This is a genomic window from Paracoccus sp. M683 (genome assembly GCF_007096355.1).
Taxonomy (GTDB): domain Bacteria; phylum Pseudomonadota; class Alphaproteobacteria; order Rhodobacterales; family Rhodobacteraceae; genus Paracoccus.
Map to the genome: position 1 here is coordinate 287,102 of NZ_VKDF01000001.1, position 22,552 is coordinate 309,653.

A 22,552-nucleotide genomic window follows, 5' to 3' on the forward strand; every position below is an offset into this window, starting at 1 on the left:
CCCATCAGGGGGCGGTCGCACCGCCCCCTGTCGCCCGACGCTGCCCGCCATCCATTCGTGGCGCATGCGCTTGCCTCACCGACCTGATCACACAAGGGCCCTTTGCTGATGCTTGGCTATCTTATCCGGCGCGTTCTGGCCGTCATACCGGTGATGCTGCTGGTCGCGGTATTCGTCTTTCTGCTGCTGCGACTGACGCCCGGCGACCCGGCCGCCATCATCGCCGGCGACATGGCCACCCCCGCCCAGCTGGAGCGTATCCGTGAAGCAATGGGCCTGAACCAGCCGCTGCACATCCAGTTCTTCACCTGGGTCGGGCAATTGCTGCAAGGCGATCTGGGAACCTCGCTGATCTCGCGCACCTCGGTTTCGGGGATGATCGCGGACCGGATGGGGCCGACCCTGGCCATTGCGCTGCTGACCATCCTGATGTCGGTCGCGCTGGCCGTGCCGATGGGGGTGCTGGCGGCGTGGAAGCACCGCAGCGCCGCCGATTACGCGGTGATGACCTTTTCGGTTCTGGGCTTTTCGGTGCCGGTCTTTGTCATCGGCTATATCTTCATCCTGATCTTTTCGCTGAAACTGGGCTGGTTTCCGGTTCAGGGCTATACGCCGATCAGCGCCGGGATCGGCCCGTTTCTGAAAAACGCCTTCCTGCCGGCGCTGACGCTGACCACGATCTATGTCGCGCTGATCGCCCGGATGACACGCGCCAACATGCTGGAGGTGCTGGGCGAAGATTACATCCGCACCGCCCGCGCCAAGGGCGCGCCCGAGGGTCGGGTGTTGTTCCGTCACGCGCTGAAGAACGCCGCCGTTCCAATCCTGACCGTCATCGGCACCGGCTTTGCCTTGCTGATCGGCGGGGTGGTGGTGACGGAAACCGTGTTCAACATCCCCGGCATCGGCAGGCTGACCGTCGATGCGATCCTTGCGCGGGATTATCCAGTCATTCAGGCGATGATCCTGCTGACCAGCTTTCTTTATGTGCTGGTCAATCTGCTGATCGACCTCAGCTATTCCCTGTTTGACCCGAGGATCCGCTACTGATGGCACAGACGCCCGAACCCGCCTCGGCAATGCAGCCGGTCCTGCGCGTGCTGCGCCTGCCGCATCTGGGGCTTGGCCAGAAGATCGCCGCCGTGGTGCTGGTGCTGATCATTGGCGCCACCCTGCTGGCACCGTGGCTTGCGCCGCATGACCCGCTGACAATGAACCCGCTGATGCGCCTGAAAGGCCCGATGGAGAGCCACCCGCTTGGCACCGACAATTTCGGCCGCGACATCCTGTCGCGCGTGCTGATCGGCGGCAGGCTGTCGCTGGCCATCGGCATCGCCACGGCTGTCGTATCCGTTCTGCTGGGGCTGGTCATCGGGTTGATCGCGGGCTTTTTCCGCACGGCAGATGCCATCATCATGCGGATGATGGATGCGCTGATGGCGATCCCGGCGATCCTTCTGGCCATCGCGCTGGTGGCGCTGAACGGGCCTTCGGTCGGCTCGGTCATCGCGGCCATCACCATTCCCGAAATCCCCCGCGTCGTCCGGCTGGTCAGGGCGGTGGTTCTGGCCGCGCGCGAGGAACCCTATGTCGAGGCGGCCATCGCGCTTGGCTCATCCATGCCCAAGATCCTGATCCGCCATCTGGTGCCCAACACGCTGGCGCCGTTGATCGTGCAGGGCACCTATATCCTCGCCTCTGCGATCCTGACCGAAGCGATCCTGTCCTTCCTGGGCGCCGGCGTCAGCACGGAAACGCCGACCTGGGGCAATATCATGGCCGAGGGACGGATGTATTTCCGCATCAAGCCGGAACTGATCATGTGGCCGGGCCTGATGCTGTCGCTGTGCATCCTGTCCATCAACCTATTGGGCGACGCGGCACGCGACATGCTGGACCCGCGCCTGCAAAAACGGGCGGGATAACGCAGATGCTGTTCAAGACGCGCAATTTCGACGATGCCGCCGTGGCCCTTTCGGCCGAGGATCTGACCATCGACCTGCCTGACACGCCGGGCAAGCCGCAGGTGCTGAAGGGCATCAACGTCACCATCCGGCAGGGCGAGACGGTCTGCCTTGTGGGCGAATCCGGCTCGGGCAAATCGGTGACCTCGCTGGCGATCATGGGGCTTCTGCCCGAGGCGCTGAAGGTCGCGGCGGGCGAGATCAACCTGCAAGGGCAGAACCTGTTGCCCCTGACTCAGGCGCAGATGCGCCAATTGCGCGCGGCCCGTGTGGCGATGATCTTTCAGGAACCCATGACGGCGCTGAACCCGGTTCTGCGGGTCGGCGATCAGATCATGGAGGTGATGGAACTGCATACCAGCATGTCCGCCGCCCAGCGCCGCCAGCGCGCCATCGAGATCATGGAACATGTGCATCTGCCCGATGTGGAACGCATCTTCCGCAGCTATCCCCATCAGTTGTCGGGCGGCCAGCGCCAGCGGATCATGATCGCCATGGCGCTGGTGCTGGAACCCGTTCTGTTGATCGCGGATGAACCCACAACCGCGCTGGACGTGACCACCCAGCAGCAGATCCTGAAGCTGATCGACGAATTGCAGGCCGATCACGGCACCGCCGTCCTGTTCATCACGCATGACATGGGCGTCGTCGCCGAAATCGCCGATACGGTCTATGTCATGAAACATGGCGAGATCGTCGAAAGCGGCCCGGTAGAGACGCTGCTGCGCCACCCCACCGCCGATTATACCCGCGAATTGCTGCGATCCGTTCCCAGCCTGTCGCCGCGTGCGCCACGGCCTGGGTCAGATCAGGTGGTGCTGCGGGTCGAGAAGCTGAACAAGATCTATGGCGGTGGCGGCATCCTGAAAAAGCTGCCGCAGGCCCATGCGGCCAAGGATGTCTCATTCACGCTGGCCCGTGGCCGTACGCTGGGGATCGTGGGCGAATCCGGCTCGGGCAAATCCACCGTTGCGCGCTGCATCATGCGGCTGATCGACCCGACGTCTGGCAGGATTGAGCTGGACGGTGCCGATATCGCCACCCTGTCGCGCGGCGCGCTGCGGCCGCATCGCAAGAAATTGCAGGTGGTGTTTCAGGACCCCATGCGGTCGCTGAACCCGCGCTGGAAAATCGCCGACAGCCTGATCGAGGGGCCGGTGAACTATGGCACACCGCGCGCCGAGGCGCTGGCCGAGGCCGCCCGGCTGATGGGCGTCGTCGGCCTGCCCGAGGACGCGCTGCGCCGCTATCCCCACCAGTTTTCGGGTGGTCAGCGCCAGCGGATCGCGATTGCCCGCGCCGTGATGATGCGCCCCGACGTGCTGGTCGCGGACGAGGCCGTATCGGCGCTGGATGTCTCGGTCCAGGCACAGGTGCTGGACCTGCTAAGCCAGTTGCAGGACGAATTGGGTATCGCCATCGTCTTCATCACCCATGACCTGCGCGTCGCCGCCCAGATCTGCGACGATGTGATCGTGATGCAGCGCGGCAGGGTCGTCGAACAAGGCCCCGCCGCCGAGGTGCTGGAACATCCCGCCGATCCCTATACCAGCGACCTGATCGAGGCCGCCCCCGGCCGCGAATGGGACTTTCAGAACTTCCGTGAAATGACAAAGGTGTCCAATGCCCGTCCTTCCTGAAATCAACGCCGCCGCCCCGCAGCTGGAAACGATCTTCCGCGATCTGCACGCCAATCCCGAAATCGGCTTCGAGGAAAGCCGCACCGCCGGAATCGTGGCCGCCAAGCTGCGCGATTTCGGCTTTGACGAGGTGCATGAAGGCATCGCCAAGACCGGCGTGGTCGGGATTCTGCGCGGTCGCGGTCAGGGCAATCGTCGCATCGGGTTGCGCGCCGATATGGACGCGCTGCCGATCACCGAAACGTCGGGGCTGGATTACGCCTCGCAGACGCCCGGCAAGATGCATGCCTGCGGCCATGACGGCCATACGACAATGCTGCTGGGTGCGGCGCAATATCTGGCCGGCAGCCGCAATTTCGACGGCACCGCCGTGTTTATTTTCCAGCCGGCCGAGGAAGGTCTGGGCGGTGCGCGCGGCATGATCGCCGAGGGGCTGTTCCAGCGCTTCCCCGTCGACGAGGTTTACGACATGCACAACGCCCCCACCGGGCAGGTCAACCGCGCCACCATCTGCCGGGGGGCGGCGATGGCCGGGGCGTCATTCTTTGACATCAGCGTCAAGGGCCGGGGCAGCCATGCCGCCATGCCGCATCAGTCGCGCGACGCGTTGGTGATCGCATCCTCGCTGGTCGGCCAGTTGCAGACCATCATCAGCCGCAACCTGCCGCCGCTGGATACCTGCGTGCTGTCGGTCACCCAGATCCATGCCGGTTCCGCCTATAACGTGGTGCCACAAACTGCCTCGCTGGCCGGCACGATCCGCTATTTCAAGCCCGAGGTGATCGCCATGGTCGAAACCCGGATCAAGGAACTTTGCGCCGGGCTGGCGCAGGCTTACGGGGTCGAGATCGAGGTTGATCTGCGCAATGTCTTTGACGTGCTGATGAACGATGACGACCTGGCGACCGAATGGATCGGCGCGGCCAGCGACGTGGTCGGCGCTGACCTGATCTCGGACGATGACGAGCCCGCGACCGGGTCCGAGGATTTCGCCGACATGTTGCAGGTGGTGCCCGGCGCCTATGGCCGGATCGGCCATTCCGGCACCATGCCGCTGCACAATCCCGGCTTTGTGCTGGACCCGGCGGTGCTGCCGGTCGGTGCCTCGATCTATGCCCGCATCATCGAACGGCGCCTGCCGCTGGAGGATGCCGCATGAACCCGCTGAACCTGCCCTTTGACAGCGATGCGATGCTGGAAGGGCTGCGCCCCTGGGTCGAATGCGAAAGCCCCACCTGGGACGGCGCGGCGGTCAGCCGGATGATGGCACTGGCCGCGCGCGATCTGGCGCAGGCCGGCGCCACGGTCGAGACTGTTCCCGGCAGCAAGGGCTTTGGCACCTCGATCCGGGCGCGGTTTCCTCATCCTGATCAGGGGGCGCCGGGGATTCTGGTCTCGGGCCATTTCGACACGGTCCATCCGGTCGGCACGCTGGAAAAGCTGCCCTTCCGGCGCGAGGGAAATCGCGCATGGGGCCCTGGCATCATGGATATGAAGGGCGGTAATTTCGCCGCGCTGGAGGCGATGCGCCAGATCATGCGAGCCGGGTCGCAAACTCCGCTGCCCGTCACCTTCCTGTTCACCCCGGATGAAGAGGTCGGCACCCCCGCCACGCGCGGCCTGATCGAGGACGAGGCCCGGCACCAACGCGCCGTTCTGGTCCCCGAACCCGCGCGCGAAGACGGCGGCGCGGTGATCGGCCGCTATGCCATTGCGCGCTATGACCTTTTGACCGAGGGCGTGCCCAGCCATGCGGGTTGGGCGCTGAAGGATGGTCGTTCCGCCATCGCCACCATGGCCCGCAAGTTGCTGGAAATAGAGGCGATGACGACCGAGGATTGCACCTTTTCGGTTGGCGTGATCCATGCCGGACAATGGGTGAACTGCGTCAGTTCCGAATGCCGGGCCGAGGCGTTAAGCATGGCCAAGACGCAAGCCGATCTGGATCGCGGCGTTGCGGCCATTCAGGCGCTGCAAGGGGAACAGAACGGCGTGACTTTCACCGTTTCGCGCGGGGTGACGCGGCCGGTCTGGGAACCCGGTCAGCCGGGCACGATGGCGCTGTATGATCTGGGTCGCCAAATCGCTGCCGAGATCGGCTTTGACCTGACGGCGGCAAGCGCGGGTGGTGGATCTGATGGCAATTTCACCGGAGCAATGGGTATCCCCACGCTGGATTCGATCGGCGTGCGCGGCAAAGGGCTGCATACCCTTGACGAACATATCGAAATCGACAGCCTGGCAGAGCGCGCAAAGCTGATGGCTGGTCTGTTCATGCGGATCACCTGAACCTGACGGGTTCCCATATCACTGTGGCGGCCCGCCTATTCGTCAAACAGCCGCAGCTGCACATGCTCGACCGGGTTTTCGTGATCGAAACCCGACAGCGTGATGCCCAACAGCCGAACGCCGCGTGCATCGGGCAGCACCATCGCGGCCAGCTCGCCCGCGATGGCCAGCATTTCGGCTTGTGATGCGACCGGGCGCGGCAGGGTGCGGGCGCGGGTGATCTGGTGAAAATCCGCGAACTTGACCTTCAGCGTCACCGTGCGGCCGCATAACTCGCGGGCGTCCAGATGACGCCAGACCTTGTCGGCCAGCGGGACCAGCGCGTCATTCGCCTCGGCAAGCGTCATCAGATCGGTGAAATAGGTATTCTCGGCCCCCACCGACTTGCGGACACGGTCTGGCCGCACCTGCCGGTGGTCGATCCCGCGCGAGATGTTCCAGTAATATTGCCCGGATTTGCCAAAGCGGGCGCGCAGAAATTCCAGCGGCTGCGCGCGCAGGTCGGCGCCCGTCTGAATGCCCATGGCCTGCATCTTCCCGGCCGTCGCCGGGCCGATGCCGTGGAACTTGCCCACCGGCAGGGCCAGCACGAAATCCGGCCCGCGTTCCGGCGTGATGACGCAAAGCCCGTCGGGCTTGTTCTGATCGGATGCCAGCTTGGCCAGAAACTTGTTGTAGCTGACGCCTGCGCTGGCGGTCAGGCGGGTGGTTTCGTGGATGCGGGCGCGTATCTCGCGCGCGACCTGCGTGGCGGTCTGGCCGGGCCAGAGGTGATCGGTCACGTCCAGATAGGCCTCGTCCAGCGACAGCGGCTCGACCAGCGGGGTATAGTCGGCAAAGATGTCGCGGATCTGGGCGCTGACGGCGCGATAGACATCGAAACGGTGGCGCACAAAGATCAGGTCAGGGCACAGCCGCGCCGCCGTGACCGACGGCATGGCCGAGCGCACGCCGAACACCCGCGCCTCATAGCTGGCCGCCGCCACGACGCCACGCAGCGCCGCCCCACCGACCGCGACCGGCTTGCCGCGCAACTCGGGATGGTCGCGCTGCTCGACCGAGGCATAGAAGGCATCCATGTCGATATGGATGATCTTGCGGTGGGCTGGTTGGTCAGCGGGCATGGTTGGCAGGCCGATCATTGGCGTCTTTGCCGATGTTACAACAGCTTTCCGCCACCGTCTTGGGTGTGGCCACGCCGGCTTTCGCGGGACAAGGGCACTACCGCAAGTCGCTGCTGCGCATAGCCTGCCACGGTGCTGTCAAGCCGCCGGGCAAGATCGGGCAGCCGGCTGACCGGCACCTTTGGAAACAGGTGATGCTCGCGATGATAGAACATGTGATAGGCAAGAAATGCCAGCGGCCCGCGCTGGCTGCGGCCGGCAAGGCCAGTGCCGATTGTCCCCTGATGCGTGATCCAGACCGCGAAGAAGGCAGTCAGACATTGCCCGATCGCCATCGCCGCGACATGAAACTGCAAGCCACGCTGGCCGCTGGCAAGACACAGACCGGCAAATGCGACGATCAGGACCCAGTCGATCACGACGCGCCGCCGCCAGCGCGCGCCACCCTGCCGCCAGGCCGCGCGGTTCAGGTCCACCGGAAAACGAGGGCCGTAAAGCAGCACCTTCCAGGCCGGCATATCGGCGCAATGGCCTTCATGATCGCCCTCGCCAAGCGTGTCCTTGTGGTGCAGCAGGTGACAAAAGGCATCGGCGTGGTTCGAGCCCAGCATCAGCGCGCTGAGACCATGCATCACCGCATGATCCCACCGCCGGGCAAGGCCCAGATTCCCATGGATCGCCTCGTGATTCAGACGCAGGCAGCAAAGGAAAAAGAAGAAGCTGGCGATCAGGCCAAGCGGCCAGAACGGCCCGGAATACAGCCAGATCGAGGCGAGCAGCCAAGGCAGTGGCAATGCCAGCTCAATAACGAACTGATAACGGGAAACCCGCGCCAGGTCGCGCCAAGCGACCCCTTGGGGCGGCTGTTCAATGCGCTGTGCCACCTGAAAGATCCAATCTTTAAAACAAGCCGTGTCTAAGCTGCCGTTATGATCGAAGGGCCAACCGGCAATGGCAAGACATGAAAGACGCACAAATCACTGCGGTGTGGGCGCCGTCAATCGGGCAGCACCCGTGCCTCGCCCGCCTGCATCCCCTCGCCCAACCGATCAAACCGCACATAGGCAATGGCCCGACCGCCGGATTGGGTGAACAGCGTCCCGGCCTCGCGCCCGTCAGCCATCAGGATCGGGGTGCCCACGGGTGCCGCGCCCTCGATACGCAGGGTCCGCAAACCCTTGCGCAATTCGGTCTTGTGTTTCATCCGGGCGGTGACCTCTTGCCCGACATAGCAGCCCTTGCGGAAATCGACGCCGTGCAGGCGCTCGAAACCGGCCTCCAAGGGGTAGGTGTCGTTGGGGATCAACTCGATCAAGGTTTCGGGGATGGTGTTGGCGACACGGATCGCATCCCAATCGCTGCCGTCATCACCCGCGCGGCCATACAGCCGCCAGCCAAGCGCCGGGTGGCGCGGGTCGGCTATAGCACCGTCAGGCGCGGGGCCGGTGCCGCGCGCGACGGTCAGGTCAGTCTGTTCAAGCCCGACCTTGGCGCGCAGCTTATACATCGTCAGGCGGCGCAGAAGGTCGTCGGACAGGCGGGCATCCACATCCAGCAACAGGCTGTCGCCATCAGGGACGGTCAGGAAATCGACCAGATATTTACCCTGCGGGGTCAGCAGCGCCGACCAGGCGGGGCCGTGCGAGATTTCATTGGTGACGAGGTTTTGCAGAAACTCGATGCGATCCTCGCCGCTGATGCGGATGATGGTGCGGGTCATGCCGGTCAGTCTTCTCCGAATTGCAGCCGGACGAGCCGCGCATAGGCCCCGCCCTGGTTCATCAACTGGGCATGCGTGCCCTCTTCGACAACCCTGCCGGCCTCGATCACGACGATCTTGTCGGCCTGACGGATGGTCGACAGCCGATGCGCGATGACCAGCGTGGTGCGGCCCTGGGACAGTTGGTCCAGCGCGTCCTGCACCAGCCGTTCGCTGGCGGTGTCCAGCGCGCTGGTCGCCTCGTCCAGCAGCAGGATCGGCGCGTCACGCAACACGGCGCGGGCGATGGCGACGCGCTGGCGCTGGCCGCCCGACAGGTTCGAGCCGCGTGGCCCGGCGGGACTGTCCAGACCGCCGGGCAGCCCCGATGCGAACTCGGCCACATGGGCGGCGGTTATGGCACGGGTCACGTCCTGATCGCCGGCATCGGGGCGGCCCATCAGGATATTCTCGCGCAGGGTTTCGTCAAACAGCGCGGCTTCCTGCGCGACGGTCGAGAACTGGTCGCGCAGCGTGGCAAGGTCGTATTCGGGAACCGGCACGCCCCCCAGCAGCACCTGGCCGCGGTCAGGATCGACCATGCGGGTCAGCAGGTTGAACACCGTCGACTTGCCGGCCCCCGAAGGTCCGACCAGGGCCGTGGTCTGGCCCGGCAAGGCGGTGAAGGTCAGGCCGCGCAGCACCGGCTGGTCGTCAAAGGACAGCCACACATCTTCCAGCGTGATCGAGGTATCGGACGGCGGTGCGATGCGCGGGCCGGACCGGATCGTCGGCGGCGTGTCGAAGACCTGATAGATACGTTCCAGACTGGCGGCCGCCGTCTGCCAGATGCCTGCGGTCGCGCCAAGCCGGCGCATCGGCTGGAAGGCCAGGGCCAGCGCGGTAAAGAAGGACATGAATTCGCCGATGCTGCGTTCGCCCTCCATCACCTCGCTGCCGCCCAGAAACAGAACGGCGACAAAGCCGATGCCGGTGACGATATCGGTCAATGCCGGGATGACCACGCTGGTGGCCGCAACCTTGACCTCGGCGCGGCGAATGCGGCCGACGATCTGGCCGAAACGGTCGACCTGCGCCTGCTCGGCCCGGTTCAGGCGGATGGCATTGATGCCGTGCAACACCTCGTCCAGCCGGGTCGCGCGGTCGCTGGCATTGACGCGGTTCTGGCGCATCTTGCGCCGGACATAGCGCTGCACGACCGCCGCCGGCAAAATCAGGATCGGCACACCGACCAGCGCCGCCAGCGTCCATTGCGGGTCGATCACCACGGCCACCGCGAACAGCCCCACCAGCGAGATCGCATCGCGCGTCGCGCTGGTCAGCAACGACGACCACACGCCCTGAACGGCGATGGTGTCGCCCTGGATCCGCTCGATCAGGGCGCCGGGCGGGTTGCGGCTGAAGAACCTGCCGTCCAGCGTCAGGATATGCGCCAGCAGGTCGCGCTGCATCTCGGTCGAGATGCCAAGCGAGATCCGCGTCAGCAGCGACCGGCTGGCCACCAACGTAACGGCGCGCAGCAGGAAGATGCCAAAGATCGCGCCGCCGACCCACCAGATCGCACCGGCTTCCTTGCCGACGAAAACCCGGTCGAACAGCGGCTTCAGCATCCACGAGATCAGGGCGAGGGTCGATCCCTCGACTGTCATCAGCCCGAAGGCAAGGGCCATCGCCCCGCGATGCTGGCGCAGATAATCGCGCCACAGCCGGGCGAACAGGCCGGGCTTTCTGTCGGTTCGTCTGCTCATGCCCGTCCGTTTCAAACGCGATGCCCCTTCTGTTAGCGCAGGCAGGCGCATGGCGGCAAGGCAAGGCCCACGCCAAGCGCCGGATGTTTCGTGGCAAGGACCGCAACGGTCACGCCGCAGCAGTGGTCCGCCACAAGTTGACGCCGCCGCGCCCGAGGCTTAGCGATGGCCGGAAACAAGTCAGGTCCCCGACATGAGCCTTTCCGCCGGCCACCCGATCATCGCCATTCCCGGCCCCTCGCCCGTGCCCGCCCGCGTGCTGCGGGCGATGCATCGGGTCTCGCCCGACATCTATGGGGCCGAAGTGCTGGCCGTCGTTCAGAACGTTGTGGCCAGGTTGAAGCAACTCGCCGGCACCGCCGCCCATGTCGCACCCTATATCGGCAATGGTCATGCCGGGTGGGAGGCGGTGACGTCGAACCTGTTCAACCGCGACGACCGCGTTCTGGTGATCCAATCGGGGCATTTCGGGCGCAGCTGGGCCGATGTGATGACCCGGCAGGGCGTGGCGGTCGAGGCGATGGATTTCGGCCTTGCGCCGCCCGATCCTGCCCGCCTGGCCGAGCGCCTTGCCCGCCCCGATGCGGCCGGCATTGTCGCGGTCTGCGTCTGCCAGACCGATACGGCCAGTTCCGCGCGGGCCGATATTCAGGCGCTGAAGGCGGCGATGGGCGATCATCCCGCGCTGCTGGTGGTGGATGCCATCGCCTCGCTTGGCTGCGCGCCGATGAAAATGGACGATTGGGGCGTCGATGTGCTGATCGCCGCCAGCCAGAAGGGGCTGATGTGCCCGCCCGGCCTGTGCTTTGCGTGGTTCTCGGACCGGGTGGTGCGGCGTGGGCGGACGGGGCTGACCACGCCCTATTGGGACTGGCACCCCCGTGCAACGACGGATGCCGCCTGGCAATTCTGGGGCGGAACGCCGCCGGTCCAGCTGGTCTATGCGCTGGACGAGGCGCTGCGGATGTTGCTGGAGGAAGAAGGGCTGGAGGCCGCTTGGGCGCGGCACGAAACGCTGGCGCGGGCTTGCTGGGCGGCGTTTGATGCATGGGGCGCGGGCAATCCGGCGATCCGGCTGGTGGTTGCCGATCCCGAATGCCGGGCGCATGCGGTGACGGCGGTGCAGTTGCCGCAGGCAGATGAGTTGCGCGCCTGGCTGACCGAACGGCTTGGCGTGACGCTTGGCGTCGGGCTGGGCGCGGCCGATCCCGCAAATGCGCTGCGCGTGGCCCATATGGGCCATGCCAACGCGCCGATGCTGCTGGGCACGCTGGCCTCGATGCAGGCGGGGATGACCGCGCTTGGCATTGCCCATGGCCCCGGTGGGATCGACGCCGCCATCCGCGTCATCGCCGAGCGGGCCTAGAAAGGCCCGCGCCACCCGCTTTATTCCGCTGGCAGCGCGGTCAGGAACCGCTTGACCAGTTCGGCCGAATTGGTGGCGGCCAGCGACATGAACACGCCCATCTCGTTCTCGCCCTCGCCGCCGCCCGCCAGATCGGACAGCGACCGAAAGGCGATGAACGGCACCTGGTTCGACCAGGCGACCTGCGCCACGGCCGCCGATTCCATGTCGACCACCTGCGCCTGGAAGGTGCCGAAAATCCAGTCGCGAACCCCGGCATTGTCCAGAAATGCCGAACCGGACACGCCGTTGCCGCCGACATGGATCTGCGGCGGCTGCGACAAGCAGGCATTCTCGGTATTGCATTCGGCCAGATCGGTCTCGGCCGCCACCGCCCGCGCGGTTTCCAGCATCGCCGCATCGGCGGGGAACCAGAAATGCCGCTCTGGCTCGCCCCGATCCGAGGCAACGCTGATCTCGCGCGTGAAGATCATGCCGTAATTGGGAAAGGGCGATTCCATGAAGGACGGAATGGCGAACTGGCCGTCAGTCTCGCGCGCAAGCACGGTTTCCAGATATTGCCCCCATTGTTCGGACACCACGACATCACCGATGTTCAGCGCCGGATCGACCCCGCCCGCTATGCCCGAAAAGACGATGGCCGAGATGTCGAAATGATCCAGCGCCAGCTGCGTTGTCATGGCCGCATTCACCATCGACACGCCGGAGAGGAACAGCACCACATCCTTGCCGCCCAACCGCCCGGTCACAAATTCCGAGCCGTTGATCACCTGTCGCTCGGCCCCTTCCAGATCCGCCTGAAGGCTGACCCATTCTGGCTGAAAGGCCGACATGACGGCGATCCGAGGGGCGCTGTCCTGTGCCAGGGCCGGACCGGCCAGCAGGATCAGTGCGGCGGCCCATGCAGGGTGACGAAATGTGGTCATCGGATCCTCCGGTCGCGGTGTCATGGCACTCTGCCCCAGCCAGCCGGCCTTGCCAATCGCCACAACCGCGGCAATTGCCGGAAACCATTCCAGTCATTGCACCCTTGCCAGCCGCAAAATCTTGGCAAGCTAATCGCGCATATCAACGCGCAGCGCCCCATGCGTCTGACAAGACAACTTTCCTGCCTCGCCCTTCTTGGCGCCCTTGCCGCCTGCGGCGAACGAGATGAACATCGACAATGACGGCGGCGGCAGGTTCAGCGGCAGTGCCGGCATGGAGCTGACCGAGGCCGATCTGCGCCAGAATATCGGGGTGATGATCTGCGACGGTGCCGAGCCCAGCAACCTGCAACTGCGGACCTTGGAAAACACCTGGATCTTCAGCGGCAATTGCTGAGGGATTTTGTGGCGCATTGCCGGTCTTTCTGCCCCTGCGTCACACCTTGCCCAATGCGCGCGCCCCTCGCATATTGACGCGAACGTCAAGGGAGGGACTTCATGCTGCCACCGATTCTGCAAAACCTGCGCATCCCCGTGGTTGCGTCACCGATGTTCATCGTATCGAATCCCGATCTGGTGATCGCGCAATGCAAGGCCGGCATCGTTGGCAGCTTTCCGGCGCTGAACGCCCGCGAAAAGGACGGCGATCCCATCCAGCTGGAAGCCTGGCTGACCCGCATCAACGAAGAGCTGGACCGCCACAACCAGTCCAATCCCGACCATCCCGCCGCGCCCTTTGCGGTGAACCAGATCGTCCATCGCAGCAATGCAAGGCTGGAGCGCGATATCGAGATCTGCCACCGCTACCGCGTGCCGATCTGGATCACCTCGCTTGGCGCCCGGACCGAGGTGAACGACGCCGCCCATGATTGCGGCGGCATTGCGCTGCACGACATCATCAACAACGTCTTTGCCAAGAAGGCGATCGAGAAAGGCGCCGACGGCCTGATCGCGGTGGCAGCAGGCGCCGGTGGCCATGCCGGCCCGCAATCGCCCTTCGCGCTGATCCAGGAGATCCGCGAATGGTTCGACGGCCCGCTGCTGCTGTCTGGCGCCATCGCCACCGGCCGCGCGGTGCTGGCTGCCCGTGCCATGGGCGCCGACCTGGCCTATATCGGCAGCCCCTTCATCGCCACGACCGAGGCGAACGCCCAGCCCGAATACAAGCAGATGATCGTCGATTCCGGCGCGATGGACATTGTCACCTCGTCGCTGTTCACCGGGGTTTCGGGGAATTACCTCGCGCCCTCGATCCGCAATGCGGGGCTGAACCCGGACGATCTGGAACATGCTGATGTCAGCACCATGAATTTCGCCCAGGGCTCGTCCAAGCCAAAAGCCTGGAGCACGATCTGGGGCTCGGGCCAGGGCATCGGCGCGGTGCGCGAGGTGGTCCCCGCAGCCGCCCTGATCGACCGCCTGGCCCGCGAATACGCCGCTGCCAAAGCAGAACTGGCCAGTATGTAACCTGATGAAAAGGCCCGCCAACGACGATCTGGCGGGCCTTTTCGGTGACTTTGCGGGGGCTCAACTGCCGTTCAGCGGCGCAAAGGTCGTCGCCTGGCCGGTCACGGTCAAAATGCCGCCGTCACGCTGGAAATTATACAGCGTCCCGGCATGGCCGGGCAGCGAAAAGCTGACATCGTCCCCCTCGCCCAAGGCCATGATCAGGTGCTGCGGCTCGCCGGGTGCCGCATCGCTGACATAGGTTGCGACAACCTCATAGGCGCCATCGGCCCCATCGGTGAAATAAACGCTCATATCGACCGCCTCGCCCTGCAAGGTCGCGCCGCTGTTCGGCGCGGTCAGGGTGACGCTGTCGGCCAGAACGGCGGCGGGGGCAAGGGCGGCAAGCACAGCGGCAATGGCAAGTCTGGTGGACATCGGGATCTCCGGTTCAGGTGCAATGTTGCGATGGCTGGAGAAATAGGGGCTTTGTGTTCATAATGAAAATTGATTGCCAGTATAGTCAGGATAATCTGAATGGATATTCAACGCGCTGATCTGGGCCTTTTGGTGTCGCTGGATGCGCTGCTTGGCGAACGCAGCGTGACCGCGGCGGCCCGCCGCCTTGGCATCAGCCAGCCCGCCCTGTCGGCACAGCTGGCCAGACTGCGCGACCTGCTGGGTGATGATATTCTGGTGGGCAATGCGCATGGCATGGTGCCCACCCCCCGCGCGCAGGCCATGCAACAGCCGCTGCGGATGCTGTTGCAGGATATGTCCGACCTGATCTTTGCGGAAACCGCCTTTGACCCGGCCACCAGCAATCGGCATTTTCACATCGCAACGACCGACGTTTCGCTGGCCGTGATCCTGCCGCCGGTCCTTCACGCGATCACGACGCAGGCGCCGCATCTGCGGATCACCACTGGCGCGCTGAATCACGACAGAATGGTGACCGAGGCCGAGACCGGAAAGCTGGACCTTGCCATCACCGCCGCCAGCCGGATCCCGGCGGCCTTTCAGACCACGCGCCTGCTGCAAAGCCCGAATTGCGTCGCCTGGCGCAAAAACCATCCCGACCTGGGCGACCGCATCACGCTGGATGATTTCTGCCGCTTGCCGCAGCTGAACGTCACCCCGGTCGAGGGCAGCTTTACCGGCCCCGTCGACCGCCTGCTGCACGATCTGGGCAGGAAACGCCGCGTCAGCGTCTCGATCACCAGCTATGTGCTGGCGCCGGCGCTGTTGCGATCATCCGATTTCATCGCCGTCCTGCCCAGCATTCTTGCCACCGATGACAAGGCCGGGCTTGTCGCCGCACCCCTGCCCTTCGAGCAGACCCCGCCCGACATCAACATCGGCTGGCACCCCCGCTATCGCAACGACCGCGCACATCGCTGGCTGCGCCAAACCATCATCGAAGCCTGCCGCGCGCTGGAGCGCCACAACGACTGAGAACCACGCATGAAAAAGGCCGGCCGAAACCGGCCGGCCTTTCCTGGATCAGTGGACAGGCTCAGGCGTGTTCCAGCAGCGCCTCGCCACCCGAAATGGTGCATTGACCGGGCGAATCCTCGATCTGGATCACCTCCAGCACGCCATCGGTGGCCAACATCGCGCAACGCTGGCAACGGCCATAAAGACCCGCCGGCGGCGCATCAAAGGCCAACCCCATGGCGCGGGTCACGCTGCCATCGGCATCGGCCAGAATCTCGATCCCGGCCTTGTCTGCGCCCGTCGCCTTGGCCCAGGCATCAGCGACAAAGGCATCATTCACCGTCAGGCAAATGATCCGCTCGACGCCCTTGGCGCGGAACTGGTCGGCCGTGCGGATAAAGCTGGGTATATGCGCTGTCGAGCAGGTGCCGGTATAAGCACCCGGCAGACCGAACAGCACGATCCGCCCCTGTGCCAGCTGGTCCATCCCGACCGTTTCGGGGCGGCCATTCTGGTCCAGACGCATCAAGGCGCCCTCGGGCAGCTTGTCACCGGCTTTGATCGTCATCGCGCTCTCTCCATGAATTGCAACGGATTCGCGGCGACTATAGGGTGCGGCCGGGGATCAGACCAGCAGGGGCAGACCATGCGCATCGTCATCGTCGGGGCAGGACAGGCAGCGGCCTCAATGGCGGCACGGCTGCGCGCCAAGGGGCATGACGGGCCTCTGACGGTGATCGGCACCGAACCCGTCGCCCCCTATCAACGCCCGCCGCTGTCCAAGGCCTATCTGTTGGGTGAAATGGGGCTGGACCGGCTGATATTGCGGGGCGAGGACTGGTGGCCCGAGAACGGCATCGACCTGCGCCTTGACGAAACCGCAACCGCCGTCGACCCGGCCAAGCGGATCCTGACCACCGACAAGGGCAGCCACCCCTATGACGCGCTGGCCCTGACCCTGGGGGCCACGCCGCGCCGCCTGCCCGCCGCGTTGGGCGGCCATCTGCCGGGCACATTCACCATCCGCAGCCTTGCCGATGTCACCGCCATTGCCCCGCTGATCCGGCCCGGCGCGCGGATGATCGTCATCGGCGGCGGCTATATCGGGCTGGAGGGTGCGGCCGTCGCCCGCAAGCTGGGCCTCGATGTCACACTGGTCGAATCGGCCCCGCGCATCCTTGGCCGCGTCGCCGCCGCGCCGACCGCCGACATGATCCGGGCCCTGCATCAGGCCCATGGCACGACGATCCTGGAAAACACCGCCCTGACCCGGATCACCGGCACCGACCGCACCACCGGGGTCGAGTTGGCCGATGGCCGCCACCTGCCCGCCGAGGTGATCGTCCAGGGCATCGGCATCACCCCCGACACCGATCTGGCCGCCGCCGCCGGGCTCGTGATCGACAACGGCATCGCCACCGATGCCCATTGCCGCACATCCGATCCGCATATCTGGGCCGCAGGCGATTGCGCCAGCTTCCCGCAAAACGGCGATCGCATCCGGCTGGAAAGCGTCGGCAATGCCATCGACATGGCCGAGGCCGCCGCCGACAACATCCTGGGCGCCAATACCCCCTATGCCGCAAAACCCTGGTTCTGGTCCGACCAGTTCGACGCCAAACTGCAAATCGCGGGCCTCAACAGCGGCTATGACCAGACCATCACCCGCCCCGGTGAAACCGACCAATCCGGCTCGGTCTGGTATTTCCGCGCAGGCCAGCTGATCGCCGTCGACGCGCTGAATGACGCCCGCGCCTATATGGTCGGCAAGCGCCTGATCGAGGCCGGCCGCACCGCACCGCCCGAAACCATCGCAACCGCCCCCGACCTGAAGGCCCTGCTGAAATGACCCTCGCTTTGATCCAAATATCCTCGGGGGGAAGCCCCAAAGGGGCTGGGGGGCAGACTGCCCCCCGGCGACATCGGCCATGAGGATCGTCGGCGGCACCCTGCGCGGGTTGAAACTGACCGAACTGGGCGAGGGCGACGCCAGCGCCCATCTGCGCCCCACCACCGACCGCGTGCGGGAATCGATCTTCAACCTGCTGATCAACGGCACCCATGGCAACCCGATCCCCGATGCCCGCGTGCTGGACCTGTTCGCCGGCACCGGCGCCCTGGGGCTAGAGGCGCTGTCGCGCGGGGCCTCCCGCGTGGCCTTCGTCGATGACGGGGTCAAGGCGCGCGCCCTGATCCGCAGCAATATCGAGAAAGCCCGAGCCATGGGCATCACCGACCTGTGGCGACGCGACGCCACCGAACTGGGCGAGAATCGCGGCGCACCTTACGGGCTGATCTTCCTCGACCCGCCCTATGGGCAGGCCCTGGGCGAAAAGGCCATCGCCTCGGCGCTGGCCGGCGGCTGGATCGCCCCCAACGCCCTGATCGTATGGGAGGAATCGCGCGCGCCCATCATCCCCGCCCCGTTGGTGCAAATCGACCAGCGCCGATATGGCGACACGTTGGTGACGCTGGCGCGTATGTCAGCAATGTGACTCTGCGTGACAGCCCTGTGGCTTGCGCGGATGAGGGTTCCGGGCTCATCTCGGGCCAGTCAAAACATGAGGCAGATCATGAAACGCAAAACCGCCGCCGTCGCCACCCTCAGCCCGATCCTCTTCGCCCTGGCCTTTGGCGCCTATGCCCAGGACAGTGGCGATGCCGGCCAAGACATGACCAGCGCGGCGGACGATGCAACCTCGGCCTATACCGAGGCGATGACCCAGATGCACGAGGACATGATGGTCGAGCCGACCGGCGATGCCGATGTCGATTTCGTCCGCGGAATGATCCCGCATCACGAAGGCGCGGTGGCCATGGCCCGGATCGTGCTGGAACATGGCAAGGACCCGGAAATCCGCAAACTGGCCGAAGAGGTCGTTGCCGCGCAGGAATCCGAGATCGAGATGATGCGGAAATGGCTGGTCGATAACGGCCACGCTGCCGATTGATCGCCACCTGATCGCAACCGCGTCAGCCGCGCCCGGCCAGATCCCGGCCGGACGCCGTGGATTTCAGGCCATCTCGGCCAGAATTGCCTCGGCGGCGGCGCGCGGGTTCTGCGCCCGCCAGATCGGCCGCCCGACAACGATATGATCGGCCCCCGCCGCAATCGCGCTGGCCGGGGTTTCCACCCGCTTCTGATCGCCCAGATCGGCACCTGCGGGGCGCACCCCCGGCGTCACGATCAGCCGCGCATTGGGCAGGGCACGAATGGCCGCCGCCTCGCGCGGGGAACAGATAATGCCATCGGCCCCGGCCTCGAATGCCCGCGCCGCCCGTTCCACGGTGATCTCGTGAATATCGCCGGGCAGCATCATCCCGGCATCCAGATCCGCCCGGTCCAGTGACGTCAGCACAGTCACGCCCAGGATTTTCATATTGCTGCCCGCCGCGCCTTCCTTGGCCGCGCGCACGACATGCGGATCACCATGAACGGTCAGGAAATCCAGATCGAATTGGGCCAGGCCACGAACCGCCGCCTCGACTGTCGCGCCGATATCGAACAGCTTCATGTCGAGGAAGATGCGCTTGCCGTGTTCTTCCTTCAACTCATTGGCCAGCGCCAGCCCGCCCCCGGTCAGCATCCCCAGCCCGATCTTGTAGAAGCTGACGGCATCGCCCAGCTTCCCCGCAAGCTCCAGCCCTGCGATGGCATTCGGCACGTCCAGCGCCACGATCAGCCGGTCATCCATATCCGCCCCCAATTTTTTCAAACGAACCGCTTATAAGACGGAACAATCTGCCTTGAAACCCCGTTCTGTCAGACCCATTTCCGTTACCTGACCCGCCACCGGGCGTGCCTATATGGGCGCCACGACTGCGGGGGCATTTGAAAGGAGCTTCCACTCATGAACATGGAAAAATTCACTGAGCGGTCTCGCGGATTCATGCAGGCCGCGCAGACCATTGCGATTCGCGATGAAAATCAGCGGGTCATGCCTGAACACCTGCTGAAGGCCCTGATGGATGACGATCAGGGGTTTGCCACCAACCTTATCAACAAATCCGGCGGCGATGCGCGCGCCGTCAAGCAGGCGGTCGATCAGGCCGTGGCCAAGCTGCCGAAAGTGTCGGGCGGCAATGGTCAGGTCTATGTCGATCCCTCGATGGTTCGCGTGCTGGACGAGGCCGAAAACCTGGCCAAGAAGGCCGGGGACAGTTTCGTGCCGGCCGAACGCATCCTGACCGCGCTGGCCATCACCAACACCAATGCCAAGGACGCGCTGGCCGCCGGCCGCGTCACCGCGCAATCGCTGAACGCCGCGATCAACGACATCCGCAAGGGCCGCACCGCCGATACCGCCGGTGCCGAGGATGGTTACGAGGCGCTGTCGAAATACGCCCGCGACCTGACCGCCGCCGCCGAAGAGGGCAAGATCGACCCGATCATCGGCCGCGACGAGGAAATTCGCCGCGCCATGCAGGTTCTGTCGCGCCGCACCAAGAACAACCCGGTCCTGATCGGTGAACCCGGCGTCGGCAAAACGGCGATCGCCGAGGGCCTTGCCCTGCGCATCATCGACGGCGACGTGCCCGAAAGCCTGAAGAACAAGAAGCTGATGGCGCTTGATATGGGCGCGCTGATCGCCGGCGCGAAATATCGCGGCGAGTTCGAGGAACGGCTGAAGTCGATCCTGAAGGAAATCGAGGCCGCCAGCGGCGAAATCATCCTGTTCATCGACGAATTGCACACCCTCGTCGGGGCGGGCAAGACCGATGGCGCCATGGACGCCGCCAACCTGATCAAGCCTGCGCTTGCGCGGGGCGAATTGCATTGCGTCGGCGCCACCACGCTGGACGAATACCGCAAGTATATCGAAAAAGACGCCGCCCTCGCCCGCCGCTTCCAGCCGGTTCTGGTCGAACAGCCCACGGTCGAGGACACGATCAGCATCCTGCGCGGCATCAAGGAGAAATACGAGCTTCACCACGGCGTCCGCATTTCTGACGCGGCGCTGGTCGCGGCTGCGGAACTGTCGAACCGCTACATCACCGACCGCTTCCTGCCCGACAAGGCCATCGACCTTGTGGACGAGGCGGCCAGCCGTCTGCGCATGGAGGTCGACAGCAAGCCCGAGGAACTGGACGCGCTGGACCGCCAGATCCTGCAAATGCAGATCGAGGCCGAAGCCCTGAAGAAAGAGGATGACGCCGCCAGCAAGGACCGTCTGGAACGGCTGGAAAAGGACCTGTCCGACCTGCAACAGCGCAGCGCCGAAATGACCGCCCGCTGGCAGGCCGAACGCGACAAGCTGGAAGGCGCGCGTGGCCTGAAAGAGCAGCTTGAAAAGGCCCGTGCCGAGTTGGACCAGGCCAAGCGCGAAGGCAATCTGGCCCGCGCGGGCGAGCTTTCCTATGGCGTTATACCCGGTCTGGAAAAGCAATTGGCGGAATCCGAAGGCAGCGATGCCACCGATGGCATGATGGTCGAAGAGGCCGTCCGCCCCGAGCAGATCGCCGAAGTCGTGGAACGCTGGACCGGCATCCCCACCAGCCGCATGCTGGAGGGAGAGCGCGAGAAGCTGCTGAAGATGGAAGAAATCCTTGGCAAGCGCGTGATCGGGCAATCCGAGGCCGTCACCGCCATCTCGAAATCGGTGCGCCGCGCGCGGGCCGGGTTGAATGACGAGAACCGGCCGCTTGGCAGCTTCCTGTTCCTCGGGCCGACGGGCGTGGGCAAGACCGAACTGACCAAGGCGATGGCCGAATACATGTTCGACGACCAGAACGCGATGGTCCGCATCGACATGTCCGAGTTCATGGAAAAGCATTCCGTGGCCCGCCTGATCGGCGCGCCTCCGGGCTATGTCGGCTATGACGAGGGCGGCGTGCTGACCGAGGCCGTGCGTCGGCGCCCCTATGCCGTGATCCTGTTCGACGAGGTCGAAAAGGCCCATCCCGACGTCTTCAACGTGCTGTTGCAGGTGCTGGACGACGGCCAACTGACCGATGGCCAGGGCCGCCGCGTGGACTTCAAGAACACGCTGATCGTGCTGACCTCGAACCTCGGCTCGCAGGCGCTGTCGACCTTGCCAGACAATGCCGACAGTACCGAAGCCCGCAAGGACGTGATGGAGGCGGTGCGCGGCCATTTCCGCCCCGAATTCCTGAACCGTCTGGACGAGATCATCATCTTCCGCCGCCTGACGCGCGAGAACATGGACGGCATCGTCCGCATCCAGCTGTGGCTCTTGGAACAGCGGCTGGCACAGCGCAAGATCACGCTGGATCTGGACGAAAAAGCGATGCAGTGGCTGGGGAATGAGGGATATGACCCGGTCTATGGCGCCCGCCCCCTGAAGCGCGTGATCCAGCGCGCCTTGCAAGACCCGCTGGCCGAGATGCTGCTGTCGGGCGAGGTGCTGGACGGCCAGACGGTCAAGGTCAGCGCCAATGATGACGGGCTGCTGGTCGGCAATCATATCGGCCGCGCTGGCAGCAAGCTGGGCGCGGTCGGCGAAGGGCCAAAGGCCGACGCGACCCTGCACTGATACCCCTCAACGCCTGCCGAGCCTTTGCCCGGCAGGCGTTTTTCTGTCAGCAGGACGGATGATTCCGGCTGATCTGCGGAATCGAATCGCCGGGCAGGACCCAGGCCGTTGCCCCGCCCTGCCCGCGATGCGGCACCAACCCGACAATTATGCGCCACAGCACGAATTTTCACCGCAAGGTTGATCGGATTCATCAGCGAACAGGCCTGATTTTCACGGCGGCTCGCAGGCCGGACCACGGTATTTACGATTGCAGGCGACGGCCTGACCTGCACCGTCAGAAAATAAGCAGAAATCCGCCTTCGAGTCTTTGTATTTCAAATAAGCACATGATTTATTGTATTTTCTTATCAAAAATCGGTCGCCGAAAAATCGTGGACAGGTTTGACATGCCATCC

At 64.8% G+C, this 22,552-nt stretch carries 21 protein-coding genes; 13 read left to right on the plus strand and 8 right to left on the minus strand.

What is annotated here, in order from left to right:
- Positions 1-108: 108 nt before the first annotated feature.
- Genes FNJ84_RS01355 through FNJ84_RS01375 form a run of 5 tightly spaced genes read left to right on the plus strand, consistent with a single transcriptional unit; the run spans position 109 to position 5,893 of the window.
- Positions 109-1,050 carry an ABC transporter permease gene (locus tag FNJ84_RS01355; RefSeq protein WP_143791112.1) on the plus strand — a complete coding sequence of 314 codons (942 nt, stop codon included), beginning with the start codon at positions 109-111 and terminating at the stop codon, positions 1,048-1,050.
- The gene (locus FNJ84_RS01360) at positions 1,050-1,925 is read left to right on the plus strand and encodes an ABC transporter permease (protein ID WP_143791113.1); all 876 of its coding nucleotides are present in this window, start codon (positions 1,050-1,052) and stop codon (positions 1,923-1,925) included. The genes FNJ84_RS01355 and FNJ84_RS01360 overlap by 1 nt, the downstream gene beginning before the upstream one ends.
- Positions 1,926-1,930: 5 nt before the next feature.
- Positions 1,931-3,604, plus strand: a complete 1,674-nt coding sequence (locus FNJ84_RS01365; protein WP_143791114.1) for an ABC transporter ATP-binding protein — start codon at positions 1,931-1,933, stop codon at positions 3,602-3,604.
- Entirely contained in the window at positions 3,588-4,763 is a 1,176-nt protein-coding gene (locus FNJ84_RS01370) for a M20 aminoacylase family protein (protein ID WP_143791115.1), read from the plus strand. Before FNJ84_RS01365 ends, FNJ84_RS01370 begins: the two co-directional genes overlap by 17 nt.
- Positions 4,760-5,893, plus strand: a complete 1,134-nt coding sequence (locus FNJ84_RS01375) for a M20/M25/M40 family metallo-hydrolase (RefSeq protein WP_143791116.1) — start codon at positions 4,760-4,762, stop codon at positions 5,891-5,893. The genes FNJ84_RS01370 and FNJ84_RS01375 overlap by 4 nt, the downstream gene beginning before the upstream one ends.
- Before the next feature lie 35 nt (positions 5,894-5,928).
- Here the strand turns inward: FNJ84_RS01375 and dinB are convergent, their stop codons facing one another.
- The 4 genes from dinB to FNJ84_RS01395 form a co-directional block, all read right to left on the minus strand.
- Positions 5,929-7,035 (minus strand): DNA polymerase IV, encoded by a 1,107-nt coding sequence (dinB, locus tag FNJ84_RS01380; RefSeq protein ID WP_143791117.1) that lies wholly within the window; start codon positions 7,033-7,035, stop codon positions 5,929-5,931.
- A 17-nt stretch (positions 7,036-7,052) separates the two neighbouring features.
- Positions 7,053-7,901, minus strand: coding sequence for a fatty acid desaturase (locus FNJ84_RS01385; protein ID WP_143791118.1), 849 nt, complete (start codon positions 7,899-7,901; stop codon positions 7,053-7,055).
- Between the two features lie 113 nt (positions 7,902-8,014).
- Positions 8,015-8,737, minus strand: coding sequence for a folate-binding protein YgfZ (locus FNJ84_RS01390; RefSeq protein ID WP_143791119.1), 723 nt, complete (start codon positions 8,735-8,737; stop codon positions 8,015-8,017).
- Between the two features lie 5 nt (positions 8,738-8,742).
- Positions 8,743-10,485, minus strand: a complete 1,743-nt coding sequence (locus tag FNJ84_RS01395) for an ABC transporter ATP-binding protein (RefSeq protein WP_143791120.1) — start codon at positions 10,483-10,485, stop codon at positions 8,743-8,745.
- Between the two features lie 193 nt (positions 10,486-10,678).
- Here FNJ84_RS01395 and FNJ84_RS01400 point away from each other — a divergent pair, with 193 nt between their 5' ends.
- Complete coding sequence (locus FNJ84_RS01400) at positions 10,679-11,851, plus strand: alanine--glyoxylate aminotransferase family protein (protein ID WP_143791121.1); 1,173 nt, start codon at positions 10,679-10,681, stop codon at positions 11,849-11,851.
- A gap of 20 nt (positions 11,852-11,871) precedes the next feature.
- Here FNJ84_RS01400 and FNJ84_RS01405 read toward each other — a convergent pair whose 3' ends face one another.
- Positions 11,872-12,777, minus strand: coding sequence for a 5'-methylthioadenosine/S-adenosylhomocysteine nucleosidase (locus FNJ84_RS01405; RefSeq protein WP_143791122.1), 906 nt, complete (start codon positions 12,775-12,777; stop codon positions 11,872-11,874).
- A gap of 226 nt (positions 12,778-13,003) precedes the next feature.
- On the opposite strand from FNJ84_RS01405, the gene FNJ84_RS21895 reads away from it, so the two are divergent.
- Entirely contained in the window at positions 13,004-13,174 is a 171-nt protein-coding gene (locus tag FNJ84_RS21895; RefSeq protein WP_185968384.1) for a hypothetical protein, read from the plus strand.
- A 101-nt stretch (positions 13,175-13,275) separates the two neighbouring features.
- Entirely contained in the window at positions 13,276-14,244 is a 969-nt protein-coding gene (locus FNJ84_RS01410; RefSeq protein ID WP_143791123.1) for a nitronate monooxygenase family protein, read from the plus strand.
- A gap of 60 nt (positions 14,245-14,304) precedes the next feature.
- Here FNJ84_RS01410 and FNJ84_RS01415 read toward each other — a convergent pair whose 3' ends face one another.
- Positions 14,305-14,661, minus strand: coding sequence for a hypothetical protein (locus FNJ84_RS01415; RefSeq protein WP_143791124.1), 357 nt, complete (start codon positions 14,659-14,661; stop codon positions 14,305-14,307).
- Between the two features lie 99 nt (positions 14,662-14,760).
- Here FNJ84_RS01415 and FNJ84_RS01420 point away from each other — a divergent pair, with 99 nt between their 5' ends.
- Positions 14,761-15,678, plus strand: coding sequence for a LysR family transcriptional regulator (locus tag FNJ84_RS01420; protein WP_143791125.1), 918 nt, complete (start codon positions 14,761-14,763; stop codon positions 15,676-15,678).
- A gap of 61 nt (positions 15,679-15,739) precedes the next feature.
- Here FNJ84_RS01420 and FNJ84_RS01425 read toward each other — a convergent pair whose 3' ends face one another.
- Positions 15,740-16,228: a peroxiredoxin gene (locus tag FNJ84_RS01425; protein WP_143791126.1), complete on the minus strand. Its 489-nt coding sequence runs from the start codon at positions 16,226-16,228 to the stop codon at positions 15,740-15,742.
- Positions 16,229-16,306: 78 nt separating this feature from the next.
- Between FNJ84_RS01425 and FNJ84_RS01430 the strand changes: the two genes are divergently transcribed.
- From FNJ84_RS01430 to FNJ84_RS01440, 3 genes are all read left to right on the plus strand, one after another.
- Positions 16,307-17,509, plus strand: a complete 1,203-nt coding sequence (locus tag FNJ84_RS01430) for an NAD(P)/FAD-dependent oxidoreductase (protein WP_143791127.1) — start codon at positions 16,307-16,309, stop codon at positions 17,507-17,509.
- A gap of 79 nt (positions 17,510-17,588) precedes the next feature.
- A complete protein-coding gene (gene rsmD, locus FNJ84_RS01435) occupies positions 17,589-18,155 on the plus strand; it encodes a 16S rRNA (guanine(966)-N(2))-methyltransferase RsmD (RefSeq protein ID WP_143791128.1) in 567 nt (188 codons plus the stop codon).
- A gap of 78 nt (positions 18,156-18,233) precedes the next feature.
- The gene (locus FNJ84_RS01440) at positions 18,234-18,611 is read left to right on the plus strand and encodes a DUF305 domain-containing protein (RefSeq protein ID WP_143791129.1); all 378 of its coding nucleotides are present in this window, start codon (positions 18,234-18,236) and stop codon (positions 18,609-18,611) included.
- A 63-nt stretch (positions 18,612-18,674) separates the two neighbouring features.
- Here FNJ84_RS01440 and pyrF read toward each other — a convergent pair whose 3' ends face one another.
- A complete protein-coding gene (pyrF, locus tag FNJ84_RS01445; RefSeq protein WP_143791130.1) occupies positions 18,675-19,355 on the minus strand; it encodes an orotidine-5'-phosphate decarboxylase in 681 nt (226 codons plus the stop codon).
- Positions 19,356-19,511: 156 nt separating this feature from the next.
- Here pyrF and clpB point away from each other — a divergent pair, with 156 nt between their 5' ends.
- Positions 19,512-22,154: an ATP-dependent chaperone ClpB gene (gene clpB, locus FNJ84_RS01450; RefSeq protein WP_143791131.1), complete on the plus strand. Its 2,643-nt coding sequence runs from the start codon at positions 19,512-19,514 to the stop codon at positions 22,152-22,154.
- Positions 22,155-22,552: the final 398 nt, after the last annotated feature.